Raw genomic sequence first — 23,605 nt, 5'->3', positions numbered from 1 at the left:
AAATCCCGACTCAGCGCCGGGATTTTTGTCATTTACTTTCCGCCGGAGGTTCGGCGCTGCAGCTGATCGCGCAAGTTTGGCGGGGTGCCTTTAATGGTTAAGGTATCCGTTGCCGGATCCCAGAACACACGCTCACCCAGCAACATGGCATCAAAGTTGATGGTTAACCCGCCGCCGCTGCCAGCAAACTTAGTTAACTGACGTAAAGTGCTGCGGTCTGCCGGGAAGCTCTCTTCCAGTTCATAGCCTTGTTCGGCGGTAAACTCCTGGAAGGTCTTCTCGCTGACGCCCGCCAGCTCTTTGGACAGCGACTCCAGCTCGATTTCCTCACCGGCCTGCAGCTGTTCGTTGCAATAGCTATATACCTGCTGGCGCACATTCTGGCGCTCAGATTTATCCAGTTGCGCATCGGCGGCGAAATCATCCAGCGCCTGCAGCAGACCACGGTTCTGCGCTTTTGCGTTCAACCCTTCGCTGGCACCGAGGAAATCCATAAAGAAGTCGGCAACTTTACGCCCTACCCGGCCTTTTAAGAAGGTCAGATAACGGGTGGACTCCGGATTAGTTTCCCATTCGGTTAAATCAATACGCGCAACGATATCGGCGTGATTGATATCCAGATAGTGGGTGGAACTGATATCGAGCTCTTCATTAACGCGCATGCTACTTAAGTTATTCAGCACGGCTACCAGCAAATATTCGACCGCCAGATAACGATACTGACAAAACAGGACAATACCGCCTTCAGCAAAAGGATATTTCGCTAATTCGTCACGCAGGCGACCGGTCGCCGCTCGGCTAAATGGCAGAAACTCCTCTTCACCCTGACGCTGCTGGCGCAGGGACTGAGCCAACTCGCTCTCTTCGGTGAACAAACCGTAGGCTTTATTTTTTGCGCTGTAGACACGATGCAGTTCGGCCATCATCTCCACAACCGTCGCAGTCGGTTCCAGCAATGACTCGCGCAGCACCAGTTCCAGATTTTGTTCATCACGTTTGATTAACTGATGCAGGGCAATCTGGTCGATATCCAGACTCATGTTAAACTCTCCTTTTAGACTGGGAAGTATTCAACCACTGCAGGGACGACGACGCAACCAGCACGTCGCTCTTTACGAGCGAAGCCGCGCGCTTTTACGCCGTGGTGAAAAAATGCGGAAAAAAAGCCGCTGCTACGGTAATATGTTGCCCTTTCACGAACAGACAGATTTTGAGTTTATGCCGCAAATATCCCGCTATAGCGATGAACAAGTCGAACAGCTGCTCAGCGAGCTGACGAGCGTTCTGGAAACACACAAAGCCCCCGTTGACCTTTCACTGATGGTGCTGGGCAATATGGTGACCAACCTGATCAATAGTAGCGTCGCGCCGGCGCAGCGTCAGGCTATCGCCCGTTCTTTTGCCCAAGCGTTGCAGTCATCTATCAACGACGATCCGGCGCACTAAGGATAACGAACAACAGTATATGGTGACTCTACGTCAGCCCTACCGAGAAAAAGTCTCCCAGATGGTCAGTTGGGGACACTGGTTCGCCCTGTTCAACATGTTGTTGGCAATGGCGCTCGGCAGTCGCTATCTTTTTGTCGCCGACTGGCCAACGACGCTTGCTGGACGTATTTTCTCGTACGTCAGCCTCGTTGGTCACTTCAGCTTTCTGGTTTTTACCAGCTATGTACTGATTCTTTTCCCTCTGACTTTTATCGTCATCTCGCAGCGTTTAATGCGTTTTATCTCGGTCATTCTGGCGACCGCAGGCATGACGCTGCTGCTGATCGATAGCGAAGTTTTCACCCGCTTCCACCTGCATCTCAACCCCTTTGTCTGGGAACTGGTGATTAACCCCGATCAGAACGAGATGGCCCGTGACTGGCAGCTGATGTTTATCAGCGTGCCCGTTATCTTCCTGCTGGAAATGCTCTTTGCAACCTGGAGCTGGCAGAAGCTACGCAGCCTGACGCGCCGCCGCCACTACGCCCGTCCGGTTGCCTGGTTCTTCTTTATCTCTTTTATTAGCAGCCATCTTGTCTATATCTGGGCGGATGCGAATTTCTATCGCCCGATAACCATGCAGCGGGCGAATCTGCCGCTTTCCTATCCGATGACGGCCCGCCGCTTCCTGGAAAAACACGGTTTACTTGACGCACAGGACTATCAGCGCCGTCTGGTAGAGCAAGGCGCACCGGAAGCGGTCTCGGTACAGTATCCGCTGAGCGATCTGCATTATCGCGATCTCGGCGCCGGTTATAACGTGTTGCTTATCACCGTTGATAACCTTAACTACTCCCGCTTTGAGAAAAACATGCCAGTGCTGGCCGGTTTCGCGAAAGAAAGCGTCAACTTCACCCAGCATATGAGCTCTGGTAACACCGCCGACAGCGGCTTCTTTGGCCTGTTCTACGGGATTTCTCCAGGCTATATGGATGGCGTATTGTCAGCCCGTATCCCTGCGGCGCTGATTACCTCACTGAATCAGCAGGGCTATCAGTTGGGGCTGTTCTCGTCAGACGGTTTTAGCAGCCCGCTTTATCGCCAGGCGCTGCTCTCAGACTTCTCGCTGCCAGTCGCGAAAACGCAAAGCGATGAGCAAACAGCAAGCCAGTGGATTAACTGGCTGGATCGCTACGCCCAGGATGAAAACCGCTGGTTCTCATGGGTTTCGCTCAACGGCACCACCTTCGATAACGGCCAGCAGCAAAACTTTGTTCGCCGCTACAGCCGCGCCGCTGGCGATGTCGACACGCAAATTGGCCGGGTACTGAACGCGCTGCGCGAATCAGGCAAGCTGGACAACACGGTGGTTATCGTGACGGCAGGCCATGGTATGCCGCTGAATCCTCAGCATGAGCAGTTTGGCTGGTCTCGTGAGCAACTGCAGGTTCCATTAGTAATTCACTGGCCCGGCACACCGGCACAGGAAATTACTACGTTGACAGATAACAAAGACGTGATGACGACGTTGATGCAACGTCTGCTGCACGTTTCCACTCCGGCAAACGAGTATTCCCAGGGTGAAGACCTGTTTAGCGCCGCCCGTCGTCGTGCCTGGGTGACCGCAGCCAATAGTGATACGCTGGCAATTACTACGCCAAGAGTCACCGTCGTGCTCAATCACAACGGGACTTACAATACCTGGAACAGCGAAGGTGAGAAGGTTAAGGCTCAAAAACCGCAGCTCAGCTTACTGCTGCAGGTGCTGACCGATGAAAAACGCTTCATCGCTAACTGATTGATTATTTATGAATCAATCAGTCATTTCCCGGCTTGCATTCAGTTGGGGAACGGGTAATATTGTTCCCCACAAATCGGCACGTAGCGCAGCCTGGTAGCGCATCGTCATGGGGTGGCGAGGGTCGAGAGTTCGAATCTCTCCGTGCCGACCAAATCATTCATCGGTAAGTTGTTTCAACGACCGGTACCCCCTTAAGAACCCGCATTCTCTTTGAGTTTGCGGGTTTTTTAATGCTCAATGATCCCATCAGTTTTATCAAGAAACCGCCACCACTCCGATTGTAAATCGAGGAAAAACTTCTATTATTTTATGGTATACGTCATTTCCCTGAAGGATTTACATGAGAGTTAATGGACTTACAAAAGGATTTTTCATCCTGATTCTGCTGATCGTCACCCTCGCGTTTTTCGACGTTCTTTCCCCTTATTATTCAGCTATTTTATGGGCGGCGATTCTGGCGGTCATCTTCAACCCCGTTAAGAACAAACTGCGTAGCCGCCTGAATGAGCGCAACGGGCTGGCGTCACTGCTTACCGTCGTGATTATTTGTCTGATCGTCTTCACCCCACTGGCGATTATTCTCTCGTCGCTGGCCTTTGAATTGAATGTGGTTTACACCAAGCTACAGCACAACGACACTCAGTTTCCGACGGTAGTCGCCAGCCTATTTGCCCACCTGCCGGAATGGGCCCGCAGCTTCCTCTCTGAGCATAACCTGGATAGCGCCGACCAAATTCAGCAGCAGCTTTCTGACGTTGCCCTAAAAGGGGGTCAGTATCTTGCCGGGAGCGCATTCCTGATTGGCAAAGGTACCTTCGGTTTTACCGTCAGCTTCGGCATCATGCTCTATTTACTGTTTTTCCTGCTGAAAGATGGTCCGCAGCTGGTGAGGCAAATTCTTGAGTCTTTGCCACTGTCAAATCACGTTAAACAGCACCTGTTTGCTAAATTTGCCGCCGTCGCGCGGGCAACGGTAAAAGGAACCGTCGCGGTGGCGATTGCCCAGGGCGCGCTTGGCGGACTGGCATTCTGGATTGTCGGTATTGATGGCAGCATCTTGTGGGGCGCGCTGATGGCATTTCTGTCGCTTATCCCGGCGGTGGGCTCCGCGATTATCTGGGTCCCGGCGGCTGTCTATCTTTTTGCCACCGGACAGATATGGCAAGGTGCCTTTATCGTTGGCTTCTTCGTGATAGTGGTAGGTCTGGTGGATAACATCCTCCGCCCTCTGCTGGTGGGCAAAGATACCAAAATGCCGGACTATCTGATCCTGATATCTACCCTTGGTGGGATGGAAATCTATGGTATCAATGGCTTTGTTATCGGCCCGTTGATTGCCGCGCTGTTTATCGCTTGCTGGAACCTTCTCTCCGGGCGCGATCACGCCGGGAATATCGATGAGATCGATGAGGATTTTTTGGAAGAGGGAAAAAACCGCGAGGAGTAGCGAATTCCCATCACAAACAGGGGGAAATTTCCCCCTGTTTGACGCCATGGCTTAACTGATTACTTGGCATAGCCCTTAAACACGCCATCCTGAGTCACAGCAATCTTACCATTGGCGTAGACGATAAAATTATAAAGCCCCTGCTGATAAACGGTTGCGTCTTTATTCTTCTCGATAACTGCCGCCGGTTTACCATCAATGCTCAAGCCAGTACTGGTGCCTTTGATCTCCATACCGGCAAAATGCTTCGTTTTCACCTTCGCGCTTTGGCCATGCTGCACCGCAGCGGCGGCGTTTTCTAACGCCTGCTTTTCATAGGCCGCATTCATAGTAGCCTGACGGTTTTGTTCCGCTAAATAGCAGCTGTCTTTGGAAATACCTTTGGCTTCGCAGTTTGCCAGCCGCTGAGACTCGGAGGTACACCCCATCAAGACTGAAGAGACACCCAGCACAACAACCAGTAAAACTTTATTCACTTTCATCTACCATCACTCATATCAATTAGTCACATAAAATAACAATTCCATTTTTATTAATTCCCTTTATTAATCATTTTAGTTTATTGCCGAGGAAAATATCGAATGAAATAATTTCATAGGTTAATTAATTCATTTTTTGACTACAATCAACGTAAAAATCCCACTCGTCAATAATAGCTTCAACGCATGGAGTCCAGAGTGCTAAAAATAGTGTGGTACGCCCATAAAACCAAAAGCAGAATTTATAACTAGTAATTATGAAAATTTTGGTAAATAACACTTACCATTCAGCGCAGTGATGCTACTCTTATCCCGTTGAGGATTGATAACAAAGGATTACTCACGTGAAAAAAATCACTACGTTCGCCGTTTCCCTGCTGGCCGTTGCCTGCATTTCCACCAGCGCCCTGGCCGCAGAACAGCCGCTGGAAAAAATCGCCCCCTACCCGCAGGCTGAAAAAGGGATGAAGCGTCAGGTGATTCAGCTCCCGCAACAGCAGGATGAATCGGTGTTAAAAGTTGAGCTGATGATTGGCCAAACGCTGGAAGTCGACTGCAATCGTCACCGCCTGGGCGGTCAACTAGAAAGCAAAACCCTTGAAGGCTGGGGCTACGACTACTACGTATTTGATAAAGTGACCTCGCCGGTCTCAACAATGATGGCTTGCCCGGACGGTAAAAAAGAGCAGCAATTTGTGACCGCAGGGCTGGGTGATGCAGGAATGCTGCGCTACAACAGCAAACTGCCTATCGTGGTGTATACCCCGGCTAACATTGAAGTGAAATATCGTATCTGGAGAGCGGACGAGACCATCGGCAATGCCGTTGAACGTTAATGCCTGAGGATAGAATCCGGCGGCCTGAGCCGCCGGACAATGGGTTACAACGCAATATCAGCAATAGGTTTGCCTTCCGGCAGCAGCTTCAGCTCCGCCTGCGGAACATCATCAGCCACGGTAATCGGCTCATAGTGTAACTCCAGCACTTCACTGGTCCACGCCAGCGCCTTTTCGATTTCAGCCGCATTGCCATCCAGACGCGTACCGTAGCTCGGCACTATCTCTTTCAGCTTCGCCTGCCAGGCTGCTGAATCGACCTTGTCCTTAAACACCTTTTCCATCAGCTGCAGCATAATCGGCGCGGCGGTAGAAGCCCCTGGCGATGCGCCCAGCAGCGCTGCCACGGTCCCTTCATCATCGCTGACCACTTCGGTTCCGAGACGCAGAACGCCGCCTATCTTCTTATCGCGTTTGATAATCTGCACGCGCTGACCTGCCTGCCATAAGCGCCAGTCTTCTTTGCGCGCCTCAGGATAGTACTCGCACAGCGCCGCATGGCGATCTTTGTCTTTTTGCAGCACCTGACTAATCAGGTATTTCACCAGATCGAAGTTATCCAGGCCCACGTTGAGCATCGGCATGATGTTCGAGGTATTAGTGGAGGCCAGCAGATCCCACAGCGAGCCGTTTTTCAGGAAACGCGTTGAGAAGGTGGCAAACGGCCCAAACAACACCACGCGCTTACCGTCGATAATACGGGTGTCAATATGCGGAACCGACATTGGCGGCGCGCCCACCTCTGCCTGACCATAGACTTTCGCCAGGTGATGCTCGACCACTTCCGGGTTCTCGCACACCAGGAACTGCCCGCCGACCGGGAAGCCCGCATACTCTTTGGCCTGCGCAATACCGGTTTCCTGCAACAGGGTCAGGGCCGCACCACCAGCACCGATAAAGATAAATTTGGCTTTGATGACGCGTTTCTGATGACGATTGTTGGCATCCGCCAGCGTCACGGTCCAGCTCTTGTCGGCATTGCGCTTAAAGCGGCGCACCACCGTTCCCAATTGCAGAGAGAAATTTTCATGAGTTTTCAGCCCGGCAATCAGCTGACGGGTAATTTCACCGTAGTTGACGTCGGTGCCCATTTCCGTGCGGGTGGCGGCCACTTTCTGCTGCGGATCGCGCCCTTCCATCACCAGCGGAGCCCACTGTTTAATTTGTTGATGATCTTCAGAGTAGCGAATGCCGCGGAACAGTTCGCTTTGCTGCAAAGCCGCGTAGCGAGCGCGCAGGAAGTTGACGTTATCCTCTCCCCACACAAAGCTCATGTGCGGCACGCTGTTAATAAAGGATTTCGGCTTATTGAGAATGCCGCGCGTCACCTGGTGGGCCCAAAACTGACGAGAAATCTGGAAGGATTCGTTGATATCAACCGCTTTATCGATATTAATTCCGTTAGCAGTTTGCGGCGTATAGTTCAGCTCCATCAGCGCGGCATGTCCGGTACCCGCGTTGTTCCAGCCGTTCGAGCTCTCTTCAGCGACGCTGGACATCTGCTCGACCATGGTAATAGACCAATCTGGTTCCAGTTCCTGGAGCCAGGTTCCCAACGTGGCGCTCATGATGCCGCCGCCGATCAACAATACATCCGTCTCTTGCTCATGGCGGGTGTTGGTCCGAGTGTTATTGGAACCAACCGCCTGTGAGCTGGGTACGGCCATCTTTTTCTTCATCGAATTTGAGCCTTACTTTTACTCGCTTTTGTTATATAGCGCAGGTGAAACGATTCTCGGCTTCAAAGGTAACACTGAAGAAAAAAAATTTAAATATTGTTTAAATTTTAAGTTTAGTTTTGAGATCTGTTATAAAAATGTTTAATAAATGTGTATCACAAATCACATTTTGTACTGGTGTGAAGTCTATTTCCGCGCTATCATCCCCGGTTTTGTGACAGACCGCACGAAAGCATCGGCTGATACCACATCCGTTTTTTTTATAATCTGCGAACTTTTTTTATGCCCCCTGTTTCTGATTCCGCTACCATCGGCAACGCTGGCACATTAAGCCAGATACTGCGTTCGCCCGCGCTACTGACGCGCGAAACCCTGGCAGGCGTGCTGACCGCACTAGCCCTGATCCCCGAGGTTATCTCCTTCTCCGTTATTGCTGGCGTTGACCCAAAGGTTAGCCTGGTCGCTTCTGTGGTGCTGTGTCTTGCGATGTCGGTACTGGGCGGTAGACCGGCCATGGTCACCGCCGCTGCCGGTTCAGTCGCGCTGGTCATCGGGCCAATGGTGCACCAACATGGCGTTGGCTATATTCTGCCTGCGGTCATTCTTGCGGGGATGATTCAAATTTTGTTTGGTGTATGCGGTATGGCGCGCCTGATGCGCTTTATTCCGCAGGCGGTGATGACCGGTTTCGTCAATGCGCTAGGGATCCTGATTTTTTTTGCCCAGGTACCGCATTTCTGGAGCAAGCAACCGCTGATTATCGGCTTGTTTGTTTTAACGCTGTTGATTGTGCTGTGGGCACCGCGCTATATCAAGGCCATCCCCTCGCCGCTGATTGCTATCGTTCTGCTGACTCTGTTTACCGTTTTCAGCGGCCAACTGCTGCCTACCGTTGGCGATGAGGGCCCGATGGGCGGCGGATTACCCGGATTGACCAGCCTGATAGTGCCGCTGGACTTAACAACGCTGCAAATTATCTGGCCCTGCGCGCTCAGTATCGCCTTTGTCGGCCTGATGGAGTCGCTGCTGACGGCTAAATTAGTCGATGACCTGACCCATACCCCTTCCAGTAAATCGCGTGAGAGCGCTGGTCTGGGGATTGCCAATATTCTTGCCGGGTTTTATGGCGGCATTGCCGGATGCGCGATGATCGGTCAGACCATTGTTAACGTCGAAATGGGCAAAGCCCGCAGCCGCGTCTCCACGATTGCCGCTGCCCTGGTGCTATTGCTGTTAGTGACCGCATTAAGCGAAGTGATGGCAAAAATTCCGATGGCCGTTCTCGCCGGGGTGATGGTGATTGTGGCGGTGAAAACCTTTAGCTGGCACAGTATTCGTCCGACGGAGCTGGCGCATAATCCCTGGCCGGAAACGCTGGTGATGCTGGTGACCGTCGGCGCGACCGTCGGCACCAGCAATCTGGCGATTGGCGTTCTGGCGGGTCTGGTCTCAATGGCCCTGATCCCCCGCCACCTGCGCAATAAACCGCAGGCTACATCAGAAAAATCGTCGCCAGCCCAAGAAAAATAAAGAATCCACCGGTGTCGGTGATAGCGGTAATCATCACGCTAGAGCCGACCGCCGGATCGCGCCCCAGCTTGACCATCACCATCGGGATAATCACACCCATCATCGCCGCCATCAGCAGGTTCAGCATCATTGCCAGCGTCATCACGCCACCAAGCTGCGGATCGTCGTACAGCCACCAGGTTATGGCGCCCATGATCCCGCCCCAGACGATCCCGTTGATCAGCGCAACGCCCATTTCGCGCAGAATCAGAAAGGTGAAACTTCCCGGCTGAATGTGCTGCAACGCCATCGCACGGACGATCATGGTGATTGTCTGATTACCGGTGTTGCCGCCGATCCCAGCGACAATCGGCATCAGCGAGGCCAGCGCGACCAATTGCGAAATAGTATGTTCAAAACCATCAATAACGCGGGAGGCGATAAACGCGGTGCACAAATTCACCGCCAGCCAGGCCCAGCGGGTTTTCACCGCTTTGCTCACCGGGGCAAACACGTCGTCATCGTTACTCAAACCACCCATTCGGCGTAAATCGTTGTCGGTCTCTTCGTAGACCACATCGACGATCTCATCGATGGTCAAACGCCCCATTAACTTGCCGTCAGCATCAATAACGGCGGCGCTAAGTAAGTCATCACGTTCAAACGTTCGCGCCACTTTTTCTGCATCTTCATGCGGCTGGAAGGTGACCGGATCGCCTTCCATCACTTCCCCTACCCGCTTCTGCGCATTGTTAAGCAGGATGGTTTGTAATTCCAGTTCGCCCAGCAGCAGCTTGTTGCGGGTGGTCACAAACAGCTTATCGGTGTTTTCCGGCATTTTGCCTAGCCGCCGCAGGTAGCGCTGTACCGCCGCAAGCGTCGCTTCCGGGCGAACGGTGATGACCTCGAATTCCATGATCGCGCCGACGGTATTATCGGCGTAGCGCATCATCTGGCGAATACGTGCACGCTTATCCGCAGGCAGCGTCGCCAGCAGGCGTCCGGTCAGATCACGCGGTAAGTGTTGCAGCAGGTAGACCTGTTCATCAATATCGAGATTTTGCAGCGCAAACAGCAGGTCATGGTCGCTCATCTCTTCGATGAGATCGCCCCAGACGCTTTCCGATGCTTCGAGCAGCACCTCGCCACGTTTATCATCGGCTACCAGCCGCCAGAGCGCGTTACGTGCGTCGTAAGGCAACGCTTCGAGCGCATCGGCAAGGTCCGGAGGCGGAAGGTGAGAAACCAGCACTTCCACTTCGGCCAGATCATCAGCCAACGTGCCTTCATCGTAGCGTTCAGCCAGGGTTAATTTACCCAGCAATGAGGAAGTGACGGCTTTATCGGTGCTCAGCAACCAAATGAGACGGGCGCGCTCTTCGTCGCGCAATCTGGCGCTTTTTTTATGCAAAACGGACATCGGTCAGTCAATCCTTGTAACGATATTTGGCCGACCAGCAGGCCGGAAGCCTTAAGCATAGCGCGAGGAGGCGGAAATAATAACCGCTATGAATTCAGTCGATGGAAAAAACAGCAATTGGTGGGATTCCCGGAGGCCGGCGAGCGCCTCCGGGATAGATCTCAATCAGGCGGTACGAGCGACCGCATCGCGGGTTGCCAGCACGCGCTCTTCTCCCGTCAGCTCCGATAGCTGGCCGCTGCGCATTTCCAGGAGCCTGTCGGCATGCTGAAAATAGTGATCATCGTGGCTGATGGCAAAAACGGTTTTTCCCATTTGCTGCATGAGCGGCAACAACACCTGGTAGAATTCACGGCGGAAATGTGGATCCTGATCCGCCGCCCACTCATCCAGCATGATGATATCCCGCTCTTCCGCCAGCGCCAGCAGCAGCGCTACGCGCTTTTTCTGCCCCTTCGACAGCTTCAGGTCGAGAATTTTACCGTTATCCAGCTCAAGCTTGTGACTCATTTTCAGATAATCCAGCCACTTGTCTACCAGCGCTGAATCCGCCGTTTTCCCTTCCGGGCCCAGCAGTCTGTCGAACAGCCAGACATCGGTAAATACCGCCGAAAACAGCTTACGATAATCTTCCGGTTTATCTGCCGCCATCGGCTGACCGTCGAGCAGGATCTGCCCGGAAACTGGCTGATATAAACCGGTCAGCAACATGGCTAACGTCGATTTGCCACTGCCGTTACCGCCAATCAGGAACACCAGTTCACCGCGCTTGAGGGTCATATTAATCGGTCCCACGGCAAAGCTGTTATCAGGATAATGAAACGCGACATCGCGCAATTCCAGAGTCTGCCAGTGGGGGTGCGCCTGGGGCTGGGGGAATTCAGCGCGATACGGCGCAAGGGAAAACTTATGCAGCTTATTGAAGGCAACCTGGGCGCTGAGCAGCGTTGGCAGCGCGCCAACCGCGGAAAGCAGCGGCGTGCGCAGAAATAACAGCGTCAGAGAGTAGGTTGCCGCCACGGCGGTATCGGCCCACCCGAGGCTATTAGCCATCCAGAAGACCAGGCCAATTGCGCCCAGCATCATAATATTCGACCAGTTCACCGCGCTCAGGTGGAAGGTGTCGGCGCGAACAATATGGTGGCGATATTCACGCGCATCCGGAAGATACAGCTGGTTAAACACATATTCAGCGCGTTCGCGATTAAGGGTCAGCTCTTTACGCCCCTCGAGAACCGTCTGGTAATCGTGATACAGCTTGTCTTCGGTTTCACGCAGCGAGGCCATATGTTTATAGACCCGCGACACCAGCATAAAGCCGCCCCAGATGGTTAACGCCATCCACAGCGCAGTGATCAGCATCATTTTTCCCGACAGCCAGGCCAGGTAAGCGGCGGAACCGAAGGTAAGAATAATCCCCTGCACCAGCTCTGGCAGGCGCACAAAAGCAATAGTGATATTGCGAATATCGCTGGTTAAACCGGCCAGCAGCGACGCGCTGCCGATTTTCTCAATCTTCTCGATTTGGGTATCAAGAATACGCTTAATAAATTCGCCGCGCAGACGATAGACGAAGTGGTGCCCAAGCGTCGTCAACGCCAGTTGTGAGCCAAGCGTGACCGCCATCAGCAGCAACAGTAGGCCCAAAAATTCCGGCAACACCGTCAGCGAGGTATCGGCAATAGTCATCAGGCGCAAGTTTATAAAGGCGATGAGCCCGATCCCCAGCGCCGCGCTGAGCAGACTTAAAGCAATGACGGAGATAAACGGCCAACGATACTGACGCCAGACAAGAAGAAGAAGTTCCATAAGACAACCCGGGCAAGCAAAAACAGCCAGCAGTTTAAACTGCTCGCCGATGACAGCAAGAATAATTCTTATTTTTATTCTTTATTGCTTGCCAGACGAAAAGTGAGATTGTAGCGGCAGCTACCGGTGTCGGGATGAGTCCCCTCTTTCAGCGGCTGAATACCGTGGTAAAACAGCCGTGATTCACCTCCCCAAACCACCACATCGCCGTGCTCCAGCAGCACCCGCCGGAGCGGATCGTTACGCTGTTTACCGCCAAACTGAAACACTGCCGGGAGCCCCAGTGAGACAGAGACAATAGGCGCGCGCAGATCGTGCTCGTCTTTATCCTGATGCAACGACAGCTTCGTCCCCGGTTGATAGCGGTTGATAAGACAAGCATCAGGCGCAAATCTCTCATAACCGCACGCAGAAGCGGCCTCTGTAGCCAGCTCGCGGAAAATCCGCGGCATCGGCGGCCAGCATTTGCCCGTCAGCGGATCTTCGGGAGAGTAAAGATAGCCGTGCTGATTGGTAGTCCAGCCCAATTCGCCGCAGTTAGTCATCGCGACCGACATCGTATAGCCGCCAGGCGTCACCATCTGACGAAAAGGCGAACGGCTGGCAATATCAGTAATGGCCAGCAACAAGGCCGGGGCGCGTTCGCGAGCATAGCGGCGTAAAATTACCGCCCCCGGTGCCAGCGGCTCTTGCCAGGGCGGCGTATCGGCAAAAAGATCGAGCATCAGTTCTCCTCAGTTTGCGCTTCGCGCGCGAGCAGTAATGCTTTACGCGCGATTCCCCAACGATAGCCGGACAGAGCCCCGCCCTCGCGGACCACCCGATGGCACGGGATAACCATTGCCAGCTTGTTGGCGGCACAGGCGCTTGCCACCGCCCTGACCGCGCGGGGACGGTCAATACTTTGCGCAACCTGGCGATAACTACGCGTTTCTCCCGCCGGGATCTGGCGCAGAGCCTGCCAGACCTGAAGCTGGAAAGCGGTGCCGCGAAGATCCAGCGGCAAAGAGATTAGCTGGCGATGGTCGTTAAGATGCGCAAATACCTGAGCGACTCGCTGATGAAAAACGTCATCGCCAGGCTGCAGACGTGCATTGGGAAATATTTTGCCTAATTCCTCATGTAGCGACGTATCGTCATCACCCGGCAGCACGGCGCATATACCTCGTTCACTTTCAGCCACCAGGCAGCGTCCCAGCGGGCCATCGTCACATACCCAGGTAATATCGGTATCATCGCCGCCGCGGCGAAACTGGCTGGCGGTCATTCCCAGCGCGGCATCAGCCTGCTGATAGTAGCTACTGGTATCCGGAAAACCGGCGGCCAAAGCAGCGTCCGTAACCGTCCGCCCCTGACCCAACGCCTCGCGTAAACGGCGCGCGCGCCAGGCCTGTTGCCAGGCTTTGGGCGTCATTCCGGTAACGGATTTAAAGAAACGGTGAAAATGAAAGGGGCTAACCGCAAGTTCGCGAGACAGCGCTTCGAGGGTTATCGGCGTTTCTTGCTCCAGCAGACGACAGGCCGCGGCCACTTTTTCCACTTTCTGCTGCTGTGGATCGGTTTTATCCGGCTGGCAGCGTTTGCACGGACGAAACCCTGCCGCCAGCGCGGCTTCAACGTTGGCATAAAAACGCACATTCTCCCGCAGCGCCCGCCGTGAACGGCAGGACGGACGACAGCAAATGCCGGTGGTCACCACGGCAAAAACGAACTGCCCATCGGCACGAACATCGCGCTCGCATACAGCCTGCCAGCGACGCTCATCGGTATCAATCATCATCGGTTTCATAACGGACTCCTGCAGTAAGTGTATCTTCAGTCTGGGCCGAAGTCCGTTAGCAAAAACCCGAAATCTTGCGGTTTAATTTTTCTCGCCGACGAGGAACGCGCGGAACTGCGGCGACATCCAGGTTTTAAACCCTTCACCTTCTTTGATAATCATATACACTGCCAGTCCCTGTTCACGCACCACGTCCTGCGCCCTCTTCGGCCCTAACACCATCAGTCCGGTATCCCAGCCGTCGGCTTCCAGCGCCGTTGGGGCGATAACCGTCACCGAAACCAGCTTATGATCGATCGGTCGCCCGGTTTGCGGATCGATAACGTGCGAGATGCGCTTACCGTCCAGCTCATAGTAGTTGCGATAGCTGCCGGAGGTGCTGATACCGTGGCCGTTAATATCAACGATCGCCTGAACGGCGTTTTCGCGGTCGGTCGGCTTCTGGATCGCCACCCGCCACGGCTGCCCTTCGGCATTCATTCCGCGACTCACCAGCGCGCCACCTACGGAAACCAGGTAACGCGAGATCCCTTCTTGTTCCATCAGGCGCGCTAAGTGATCGGCTGCGTATCCTTCACCTACGGTGGAAAGATCGACGAACAGATCCGGAATATCTTTTTGCAAAAACTGCTTGTCAGCCTGGTTAGTGACCGTCAGGTGCTGTAGCCCACTGCGCGCTTTTGCGGCGGCAATTTGCTGCGCATCCGGCGTTTTTACCGGCTGTTTATCCGGGCCAAAACCCCATAAATTGACCAATGGTCCGACGGTAATATCCATCGCACCATGGGTTTTAGCTCCAATGCGCAGCGATAGGGTGACGATATCCGCCATCGCCTCGCTGACCGGCCAGGGGGTGCTGCTCGGTGAATGGTTGAAACGCATCAGCGCCGAATCGTTTTTCCATGTTGAGAGCAGACGATCGTCGGCATCCAGCTGAGCCTGCACCTTCTGGCGCAGCTCCTGGGCCTTTGCTTCATCAACATTGATCACGCTGACTCGCCAGAACGTGCCCATGGTTTTACCATCCAGCACGGTCGCAGCAGATTTTGGTGACTCTGGAGTGGTGGCTGAGTCACAGCCCGAGAGTAGTACGCAAATCCCGAACAGGGCGGTGCGGAAAAAAGTGATATCCATAAAAATTGGCTTCCTCTTGCTAAGGCCCAAAGAGTACACCAGCAAGAGTAAACGGGGCATAAAAAAAGGCGCCATCGGCGCCTTTTTCGAAACTTCAGCGTGCTTAGAACTGGTAAACCAGGCCCAGAGCAACGATGTCGTCGGTAGAAACACCGGCACGACGGGTGAATTCGTTGTCATCCAGCAGGTTGATTTTGTAATCAACGTAGGTGGACATGTTTTTGTTGAAGTAGTAGGTTGCGCCTACATCAACATATTTCAGCAGATCCTGATCGCCGAAACCTTCGATGTCCTTACCTTTAGACTGCAGGTAAGCCACGGACGGACGCAGACCGAAGTCGAACTGGTACTGTGCAACCACTTCAAAGTTCTGCGCTTTGTTAGCAAAACCACTGATGGAATCAGATGCACCGCTACCGCTGAAACGGGTGGCATTGTAAGTCTGGGTATACTGAGTCGCCAGGTAGATGTTGTTGGCGTCATATTTCAGGCCACCGGTATAGGTTTCAGCATTATCGCCACGACCTTTAGCCAACTGGCTGTTCTGATCGCCGTTACGTTTGGAGTTGGAGTACGCGAAACCTGCGCTGATACCTTCCCAGATATCATAAGTTACAGAAGCACCGTAACCGTCGCCGTTCTGTTTCAGAGCACCACGGCCGTTGTTGGTCGGAGAAGTACCTTCACCACTTACGCTGCCGTTTTTACCCTGGTACTGCAGAGCAAAGTTCAGGCCGTCAACCAGACCGAAGAAGTCAGAGTTACGGTAGGTTGCAACGCCGTTAGCACGAGACTGCAGGAAGTTGTCAGAACCGTAGGTGTCGCCGCCGAATTCCGGCAGAACGTCAGTCCAGGAAGTCACGTCGTAGACAACGCCGTAGTTACGACCATAGTCGAAAGAACCCGCGTCGCCGAATTTCAGACCTGCAAATGCCAGACGAGTCCATGCCTGATCGCTGGAGCTTTCAGTGTTGTTCGCCTGAACGTTGTATTCCCACTGGCCGTAACCGGTCAGCTGGTCGTTGATCTGAGTTTCGCCTTTGATGCCCAGACGCATGTAGGTCTGGTCGCCATCGGAAGATTTGTCGTCAGAGAAATAGTGCAGACCGTCGATTTTACCGTACAGGTCTAATTTGTTGCCATCTTTGTTATAGACTTCAGCCGCATTTGCTGCGCCCGCTACCAGCAGAGCTGGTACCAGGAGGGACAGTACTTTAACTTTCATGTTATTAACCCTCTGTTTGTTATATGCCTTTTATTATTGCCACTGCTTACTGATTACCCTTCTAATCAGTCGGCTATTTCATTGTGCTGCAAAATACAGAATAATCCAACAAGAATATGATACTAAAACTTCTAAAATGTTTCCAAATGCGCACAAGATGTTTCAATTTGTAAATTGGAGGGAACTTTTTTTATCTCCATACAGACCATTTAAATAAGCACTAATAATCAAAAAATTAAAATTACCAATCAATATCAGTGCGTTACACATTAACAGTCCTATAGCACTGAATGGTAAAACAAAAATCTCAACTGAGACTAAAATTAATCCCGCTATCATCATTAACTTTATTTATTACCGTCATTCAGTTCTGAATGTCTGTTTACCCCTATTTCTACCGGATGCCTCGCATCCGGTTTTTTTTACCCTTCTTTACACATCTTTAATTATTCCCATCCTGGCACAACAAAAAATAACGGTTATTAATCAAACAACTTACGCGCAGAACTAAGGTTATTCGCACAATTTCTTGTTAATTAGTGCTATTTAATTTGAAAAATCAGTAAGTAATTGTACAAAAACAATCGCACTGTTCATGTTTGTCTGCCGCCGCGGATCTAAGATGAATCTCAAGGCAAATAAAACAATGTATGATATTCAGTTGTATGGATTTACGGCATTAGCCTTTATACTGGCTATAGCATCCGTCCTGCTCCCAGTTACCCGGGCGCAACATTCCGTTTACAAACACTGATGAGTCATACTCTCACACGATGACCCCGAAAAAATTTTCCCTGATCCCCGGCAACATTACCCGTTTCTTCATTTTAATGGTCATCGTCCTGCTGGCGACGATGGGGGTCATGATTCAAAGCGCCGTCAACGCATGGCTGAAAGACAAAAGTTATCAGGTTGTCGATGTCAGCTATGACTTGCATAAGCGTATTGATACCTGGCGCTACGCCACCTGGCAAATATATGACAACATCGCGGCAACCTCTCCCGGCGCAACCGGAGAGAGCGGTTTACAAGAAACGCGTTTGAAACAGGATGTTTACTACCTGGAGAAACCCAGGCGCAAAACAGAAGCGCTGATTTTTGGCTCTCATGACAGCTCAACGCTGGAAATGACGCAAAAAATCACCAACTATCTCGACATCTTATGGGGCGCGGAGACCATTCCCTGGTCGATGTATTACCTTAACGGACTCGATAACAGCCTTATTTTAGTTTCAACGCTGCCGTTAAAAGATCTCTCCTCCAGCTTTAAAGAGTCAACCATCAGCAGCGTCGTGGAGTCCCGACGGGCCGAAATGTTGCTCCAGGCAAATACATTAGATGAACGTGAGACATTTTCGTCACTGCGTCATCTCGCATGGCAGAACGGTTACTACTTTACTTTACGCACCACTTTTAACCAGCCGGGTCACCTGGCGACCGTTGTGGCTTTCGATCTCCCCATTAACGATCTCATTCCTCCCAGTATGTCGCTGGAGAGCTTCCGTCTTGAACCCGATCCGTCGCAAAGCATCAGCAACAATCCGGACAAAGAAGCCACCGATATCGTCAGCATCAACTTTAATGGCCCGCGGATTGAAATTACCACCACCATTAATACCACCGGTATGCGGCTGGTTTGGATGGTGCCCTTCAGCGAGCTGATCCTGGAGTCCTTACAGAATATTTTGCTGCCGCTGCTGTTGAATATCGGCCTGCTGGCGCTGACGCTGTTCGGTTTCACGACCTTTCGCCACTACAGCGGCCGTAAAAACGTGGTCAGCACAGCGATATCTTCGGCTGCCAATAGCGAATTACGCGCCCAACGCGCAATCCATGAAGAGATAGTCTCGCTACTGCCATTGGGGCTGTTGGTTCATGACCAGGAGGCTAATCGTACGATAATCAGCAATCCTATCGCCGATCATCTGCTGCCGCATTTGAACCTGCAGAATATTATCAATATGGCCGATCAGCACCAGGGCGTCATTCAGGCCACGGTGAATAATGAATTGTATGAAATCCGCCAGTTCCGCAGCCAGGTCTCACCGCGTACGCAAATCTTCATCATTCGCGATCAGGATCGTGAAGTTCTGGTCGCCAGGAAACTCAAACAGGCTCAACGTCTGTACGAGAAAAACCAGCAAGGCCGCGCTGCCTTTATGCAGCATATCGGCGCTGCGCTAAAACAACCTGCGCAAACGCTGGCAGAAGAAGCGGCGGCGCTCGGTATTGCTGAAAGCCATAAGCTGGCCCAGCATGCAGATGAACTGGTACAGCTGGTGGATGAGATTCAACTGGCAAACCTCCTTGAGAGCGACAGCTGGAAAAGCGCCCAGGGCCTGTTCTCCATTCAGGAACTCATAGATGAAGTGGTACCTGAAGTCTTACCGATCATCAAACGCAAAGGGTTGCAGCTACTGATTAACAATGCACTACCGGCAAATGAGCAACGTTACGGCGATCGCGATGCGTTGCGCCGCACGCTTTTACTGTTAATTCAGTACTCGGTCACCACGACTCAGATTGGCAAAATCACTCTGGAAGTGAGTAAAGATGAGTCGGCAGACGATCGCCTGACCTTCCGTATTCTTGATACCGGTAATGGAGTTTCCAGTGACGAAATCGATAATATGCACTTCCCGTTCCTCAACGAGACGCAGTCAGACCTCTATGGTAAAGCTAACGCCCTTACCTTCTGGCTCTGCGATCGCCTAACCCGCAAGCTCGGTGGACAGTTGAATATCAAAGCCCGCGAGTCTCTGGGTACCCGCTATTCCCTGCATCTTAAAATGGCGGCCAGTGAAGAAGAGAGTGATTCAGGGGAACATCTACTGGATGATGTTGTGGTATTGCTTGATGTTACCTCTAATGAGGTGCGCCGTATCGTTACGCGTCAGCTCGAAAGCTGGGGCGCGACCTGCATCTCGCCGGATGATAGAATAACAAGTCAACAATATGATCTCTTTTTAACGGATAATCCGTCTAATCTTACTGCTTCAGGCTTGCTTTTAAGCGATGATGAAGTCGGGATTCATAAGATTAGTCCAGGTCAGCTCCGCGTCAATTTTAATATCAGCACCGCGATGCAGGAAGCTATTCTTCAGCTGATAGAGCAGCAACTGGCTGATGAAGAGGGGCAGCCCTCTCCCCCTGAAAGCGTGAGTAACGCCGAACTGCATGCCAGCGGCTATTACGCGCTGTTTGCCGACACGGTACCAGATGATGTTAAGAGGCTGTATAATGAACTGGCAACGAGCGATTTAGCCGCGCTGGCGCAAACCGCTCACCGCCTCAAAGGGGCGTTTGCTATGCTTAATCTGGTACCCGGCAAGCAATTATGTGAAACGCTTGAGCATCTGATTCGTGAAAAAGATACTCAAGGCATAGAAAAATATATCAGCGACATTGACGTCTACGTCAAGAGCTTGCTGTAGCAAGGTAGCCTAATACATGAACAATATGAACGTAATTATTGCCGATGACCATCCGATCGTACTGTTCGGTATTCGTAAGTCGCTTGAGCAAATCGAGTGGGTGAACGTTGTTGGCGAGTTTGAAGACTCCACGGCATTAATCAACAATCTTCCTAAGCTGGACGCTCACGTCCTGATTAGCGACCTATCCATGCCCGGCGACAAGTACGGTGATGGGATTACGCTTATCAAATACATCAAGCGTCATTTCCCGGATCTGTCGATCATTGTTCTCACGATGAATAACAACCCGGCGATCCTGAGCGCGGTACTGGACCTGGATATCGAAGGGATCGTACTGAAACAGGGCGCACCGACCGATCTGCCGAAAGCGCTGGCCGCACTGCAGAAAGGCAAGAAATTCACCCCGGAAAGCGTTTCGCGTCTGCTGGAAAAAATCAGCGCCGGTGGTTACGGTGACAAACGCCTGTCGCCAAAAGAGAGTGAAGTATTGCGCCTGTTCGCCGAAGGCTTCCTGGTTACCGAGATCGCCAAAAAGCTGAACCGCAGTATCAAAACCATCAGTAGCCAGAAAAAATCGGCGATGATGAAACTCGGCGTGGAAAACGATATCGCCCTGCTGAACTACCTCTCTTCCGTTTCTCTGAGTTCTACGGACAAAGACTAACCTCTCTCTTCCCGGATAGCGCCGCGCTATCCGGGAAAATCCCTTACGCCCTTCCCTTGCGCACCCGTGTGGCATAGACCGTCAATGTTTGTTTGATAATATCGAGGGTTACCGGCTTGGATAAACAGCTATCCATACCGGACTCCAGACAGCGCTGCTTCTCTTCGGCCAGCGCATTAGCGGTCACGCCAATTACCGGCAACGTCAATCCCAGTTGACGAATGCGCTGAGTCAGTCGATAACCATCCATATTCGGCATGTTGACGTCACTGAGCACAATATCAATATGCTGTTTACTCAGTACATTAAGCGCATCGACCCCATCGTTTGCGGTGACGCACTGATAGCCCAGAGATCCCAGCTGATCGGCCAAAAGACGCCGGTTGATTGGATGATCATCCACCACCAGAATCATCATGTCATCATTGTCGGCAGTTTGCGTTTCTGGCGCGGATAGCACGGGGCCGTTTTCCGCGCTATCGACGGCGATATGGAAGATGCGACCGAGCAGCGGCAGCAGTTCATGCGGCGTCGTGACGCTATGCAACCACTCACCCGGCGCTCGCTCCAGCGGAATACCGATATGCCGACGGCAGAAGATAATCACGGCGCTTCCTGGCCACGCCGCATTGGTCTCGCTATCGGTCAGCAAAATATCATCCGCTCCCGGCGCTTGCCCTTCAAAACGACGGACCGGAATACCGCGGTATTTCAGCAACGACTCGACAAACAGCGCCAAAGAGGTGTTATCAATCGCCAGCCAACAGCATTTGTCAGACAGGCTATCAACAATCAGCGGCGGCGTATTTTGTACGCCATACAGTGGAATTCGAATAGTGAACCGGCTACCCATGCCCGGTTCCGTTTCGACGGCGATATCGCCATCCATCATGCTGATAAGCTTTTCACAAATCGCCAGACCGAGACCGGTTCCCTGGAAGTTACGCTGCACGCCAGTACCGACCTGGAAGAACGGATCGAACAGACGCACGACTTCTTTTGCCGGGATCCCTTCTCCGGTGTCGCGCACGCTAATTTGTAGATAGTCGCCCGCCCGTTCTACATGCAGAATAATGCAGCCGGTATCAGTAAACTTAATCGCGTTACTCAGCAGGTTTGAAATAACCTGCTGCAAGCGCATCGGATCGCCGGACATCAGCTGCGGCACGTCGGGTTCAATAAAGCAGTACAGCCCAAGCTGTTTACGCACCACCAACGGCAGGTAGTTAGCGGAAATGTGGTTCATCACTTCACGGGGCGAAAACTCCCGTGGTTCAATTTTGAGCTGCTCGGACTCAATTTTCGAGAAATCAAGGATATCGCTGATAATTTTCAGCAGCAGGCTGGAGGAGTTATTCATCGCCGTCACCAGGCGATCAACGCCCTTCGGCAGCTCTTTCGTCTGCAGCAAATCGAGATTGCCGATAATCCCGTACAACGGCGTACGCAGTTCGTGACTGACGGTGGCAAGGAACATCGATTTCGACTGGCTGGCCTGTTCTGCGGCCTGGGCCATCTCCTGCAGCGACTCCTCCATTTTGACGCGCGCCGAGACATCCACCAGCACGCAAATCGCCACGTTTTCGTTACGATAGCGCGAGTGAACGAAGCTGATTTGCAGATTGGTATTATTACTGGTCAGCACGTCAACAAAGTTCACCTGCTGACCGCAGATGATCTGCGTTAACCGCTGCCGGTCCTCATGCGTCAACATATTGAGATAGTTATGCGCCAGCTCGTTACTCAAGATATTAGTGCCGTCGAGCGTACGTAAAATACAGATCCCTACCGGCGCGGAAGCCACAATTTTTCGGTTGAACTGCTCATGCTCTTCCAGACGTTGGGCGTCATTTTCCGCCGGAATAAAAATCCGCCGCTCATACATCCGGGCCAGCGCAAAGAGGATAACTCCGGTCAGGATATTGAGCACAATGGCGTTAAGGATCAGCATCCGGATGCGTTCTAACACCTGTTCCACCGACACTGAATAGACGATGCTCAAAGATGACGGTGGCAGGCTTTTTTTCATCGCCAGTTCGCGAAAGCCCGAGGTATAGCCAAACCATAACCGTTCCTGCATCCACTCCGCGTCAGGTTTAATATTGCTGTCTGACCCGGCGAGCGAAATGAGTGACTGACCGTTATCGTCAAGAATAGTGACGTTCATCGGCAAACTACCCGGAGTAAAGAAACTTTCCATGCGGATAGTTTGTTCCACGCCAAGCATCGCCTGCAGCCGGTTAGCCATATATATCGGCGTCAGCGCGTAAAAATACCCAACGCCTGGACGCACGCCCTGGCTTATCCAGAACAGGTTGTTGCCACGTTCGTTTTGTGGAGCATTATGATATTGCTCGATACGTTGATGTAAAACTTTAAGCGCCTGATCTCGCTCCAGCGGTACATCCCGCAGGCCGAAGTTAGCCATACAGAGATTATCACTGCCAATCAAAAAGATACGGTTGAGATCATACGCCGTAGAGAAGTTGTCGCGCCAATAGCGCATGAACCACGCCAGCGACTGCAGAGAGTTACGCCAGGTAGTGCTCATTAGCGCGCAGTCGGAATCAGGGTATAGCGGTTCAAAATTAGGGATCGCAATATCGCCACTCTGTACTGGCGCATCACCGCCTTCACTGCCGTTCATTGGCCGATTACCCGCGACGTATTTCAGCTCTTTGATAACGTCTGCCGTACGCTGAATATAACGCTGCGCCTGATCGGCATTCAGATTAAATTCCTGACGAATTTCCGATTCCCGATCATGCAGGGCATTAACGATGTAAAACACCGAGACAAAAGCGATCAGCATCCACAGCAGTACCGCCAGCGCTCTGAACAGGTAGCGTGAAACCTTTAACGTCGTATGGAAAGAAGCTAGATATTTCAATGTGGCGATGCTCGGCCGTCAGGGACTCAACAGAATGGGTTAAGGTAACGATAAAATAACAGTCCCG

General features: G+C 52.3%; 17 protein-coding genes and 1 tRNA gene. 8 read left to right on the top strand and 10 right to left on the bottom strand.

The annotated features are described in order from the left end of the window. Window positions 1-32 precede the first annotated feature (32 nt). Window positions 33-1,040 (bottom strand): nucleoid-associated protein YejK, encoded by a 1,008-nt coding sequence (gene yejK, locus AC07P6_RS09530; protein WP_112213043.1) that lies wholly within the window; start codon window positions 1,038-1,040, stop codon window positions 33-35. A gap of 178 nt (window positions 1,041-1,218) precedes the next feature. Here yejK and AC07P6_RS09525 point away from each other — a divergent pair, with 178 nt between their 5' ends. The 4 genes from AC07P6_RS09525 (at window position 1,219) to AC07P6_RS09510 (ending at window position 4,676) form a co-directional block, all read left to right on the top strand. Beyond that, on the top strand, window positions 1,219-1,446 hold the full coding sequence (locus tag AC07P6_RS09525; protein ID WP_112213214.1) for a YejL family protein: 228 nt from the start codon (window positions 1,219-1,221) through the stop codon (window positions 1,444-1,446). Between the two features lie 19 nt (window positions 1,447-1,465). Next, the gene (gene yejM / locus AC07P6_RS09520; protein ID WP_434662320.1) at window positions 1,466-3,226 is read left to right on the top strand and encodes an LPS biosynthesis-modulating metalloenzyme YejM; all 1,761 of its coding nucleotides are present in this window, start codon (window positions 1,466-1,468) and stop codon (window positions 3,224-3,226) included. A gap of 77 nt (window positions 3,227-3,303) precedes the next feature. Beyond that, window positions 3,304-3,380, top strand: a tRNA-Pro gene (locus AC07P6_RS09515). Between the two features lie 189 nt (window positions 3,381-3,569). Beyond that, window positions 3,570-4,676 carry an AI-2E family transporter gene (locus AC07P6_RS09510; protein ID WP_478316101.1) on the top strand — a complete coding sequence of 369 codons (1,107 nt, stop codon included), beginning with the start codon at window positions 3,570-3,572 and terminating at the stop codon, window positions 4,674-4,676. 59 nt (window positions 4,677-4,735) lie between these two features. Here the strand turns inward: AC07P6_RS09510 and AC07P6_RS09505 are convergent, their stop codons facing one another. Next, window positions 4,736-5,158: a hypothetical protein gene (locus AC07P6_RS09505; RefSeq protein WP_478316100.1), complete on the bottom strand. Its 423-nt coding sequence runs from the start codon at window positions 5,156-5,158 to the stop codon at window positions 4,736-4,738. 341 nt (window positions 5,159-5,499) lie between these two features. Between AC07P6_RS09505 and eco the strand changes: the two genes are divergently transcribed. Next, window positions 5,500-5,991 (top strand): serine protease inhibitor ecotin, encoded by a 492-nt coding sequence (gene eco / locus AC07P6_RS09500; protein WP_110272336.1) that lies wholly within the window; start codon window positions 5,500-5,502, stop codon window positions 5,989-5,991. A 44-nt stretch (window positions 5,992-6,035) separates the two neighbouring features. On the opposite strand, the gene mqo is transcribed toward eco, so the two are convergent. Then, complete coding sequence (mqo, locus tag AC07P6_RS09495) at window positions 6,036-7,670, bottom strand: malate dehydrogenase (quinone) (protein WP_478316099.1); 1,635 nt, start codon at window positions 7,668-7,670, stop codon at window positions 6,036-6,038. 282 nt (window positions 7,671-7,952) lie between these two features. On the opposite strand from mqo, the gene AC07P6_RS09490 reads away from it, so the two are divergent. After that, window positions 7,953-9,200, top strand: a complete 1,248-nt coding sequence (locus AC07P6_RS09490) for a SulP family inorganic anion transporter (protein ID WP_478316098.1) — start codon at window positions 7,953-7,955, stop codon at window positions 9,198-9,200. Here AC07P6_RS09490 and mgtE read toward each other — a convergent pair. From mgtE to AC07P6_RS09460, 6 genes are all read right to left on the bottom strand, one after another. Beyond that, the gene (mgtE, locus tag AC07P6_RS09485) at window positions 9,163-10,599 is read right to left on the bottom strand and encodes a magnesium transporter (protein ID WP_110272333.1); all 1,437 of its coding nucleotides are present in this window, start codon (window positions 10,597-10,599) and stop codon (window positions 9,163-9,165) included. The two genes, AC07P6_RS09490 and mgtE, sit on opposite strands and share 38 nt — an antisense overlap. A 165-nt stretch (window positions 10,600-10,764) precedes the next feature. After that, window positions 10,765-12,408: a multidrug ABC transporter permease/ATP-binding protein gene (locus tag AC07P6_RS09480; protein ID WP_182207414.1), complete on the bottom strand. Its 1,644-nt coding sequence runs from the start codon at window positions 12,406-12,408 to the stop codon at window positions 10,765-10,767. A gap of 74 nt (window positions 12,409-12,482) precedes the next feature. Beyond that, window positions 12,483-13,133: a DNA oxidative demethylase AlkB gene (alkB, locus tag AC07P6_RS09475; RefSeq protein WP_182207415.1), complete on the bottom strand. Its 651-nt coding sequence runs from the start codon at window positions 13,131-13,133 to the stop codon at window positions 12,483-12,485. Then, window positions 13,133-14,197 (bottom strand): bifunctional DNA-binding transcriptional regulator/O6-methylguanine-DNA methyltransferase Ada, encoded by a 1,065-nt coding sequence (gene ada, locus AC07P6_RS09470; RefSeq protein ID WP_182207417.1) that lies wholly within the window; start codon window positions 14,195-14,197, stop codon window positions 13,133-13,135. Before ada ends, alkB begins: the two co-directional genes overlap by 1 nt. A gap of 72 nt (window positions 14,198-14,269) precedes the next feature. Then, window positions 14,270-15,322 (bottom strand): FAD:protein FMN transferase ApbE, encoded by a 1,053-nt coding sequence (gene apbE / locus AC07P6_RS09465; RefSeq protein ID WP_182207418.1) that lies wholly within the window; start codon window positions 15,320-15,322, stop codon window positions 14,270-14,272. A gap of 103 nt (window positions 15,323-15,425) precedes the next feature. After that, window positions 15,426-16,547, bottom strand: coding sequence for a porin OmpC (locus AC07P6_RS09460; RefSeq protein WP_181485525.1), 1,122 nt, complete (start codon window positions 16,545-16,547; stop codon window positions 15,426-15,428). 773 nt (window positions 16,548-17,320) lie between these two features. Here AC07P6_RS09460 and rcsD point away from each other — a divergent pair. Next, the gene (gene rcsD, locus AC07P6_RS09455; RefSeq protein WP_182207420.1) at window positions 17,321-19,981 is read left to right on the top strand and encodes a phosphotransferase RcsD; all 2,661 of its coding nucleotides are present in this window, start codon (window positions 17,321-17,323) and stop codon (window positions 19,979-19,981) included. Between the two features lie 16 nt (window positions 19,982-19,997). Next, window positions 19,998-20,648 carry a response regulator transcription factor RcsB gene (gene rcsB, locus AC07P6_RS09450; protein ID WP_110272326.1) on the top strand — a complete coding sequence of 217 codons (651 nt, stop codon included), beginning with the start codon at window positions 19,998-20,000 and terminating at the stop codon, window positions 20,646-20,648. Window positions 20,649-20,691: 43 nt separating this feature from the next. On the opposite strand, the gene rcsC is transcribed toward rcsB, so the two are convergent. Further along, a complete protein-coding gene (gene rcsC / locus AC07P6_RS09445; protein ID WP_478316097.1) occupies window positions 20,692-23,538 on the bottom strand; it encodes a two-component system sensor histidine kinase RcsC in 2,847 nt (948 codons plus the stop codon). Window positions 23,539-23,605 lie beyond the last annotated feature (67 nt).

This window comes from Klebsiella sp. GFKo11, from assembly GCF_056490265.1.
This window is presented reverse-complemented; position numbering and strand designations above follow the sequence as displayed.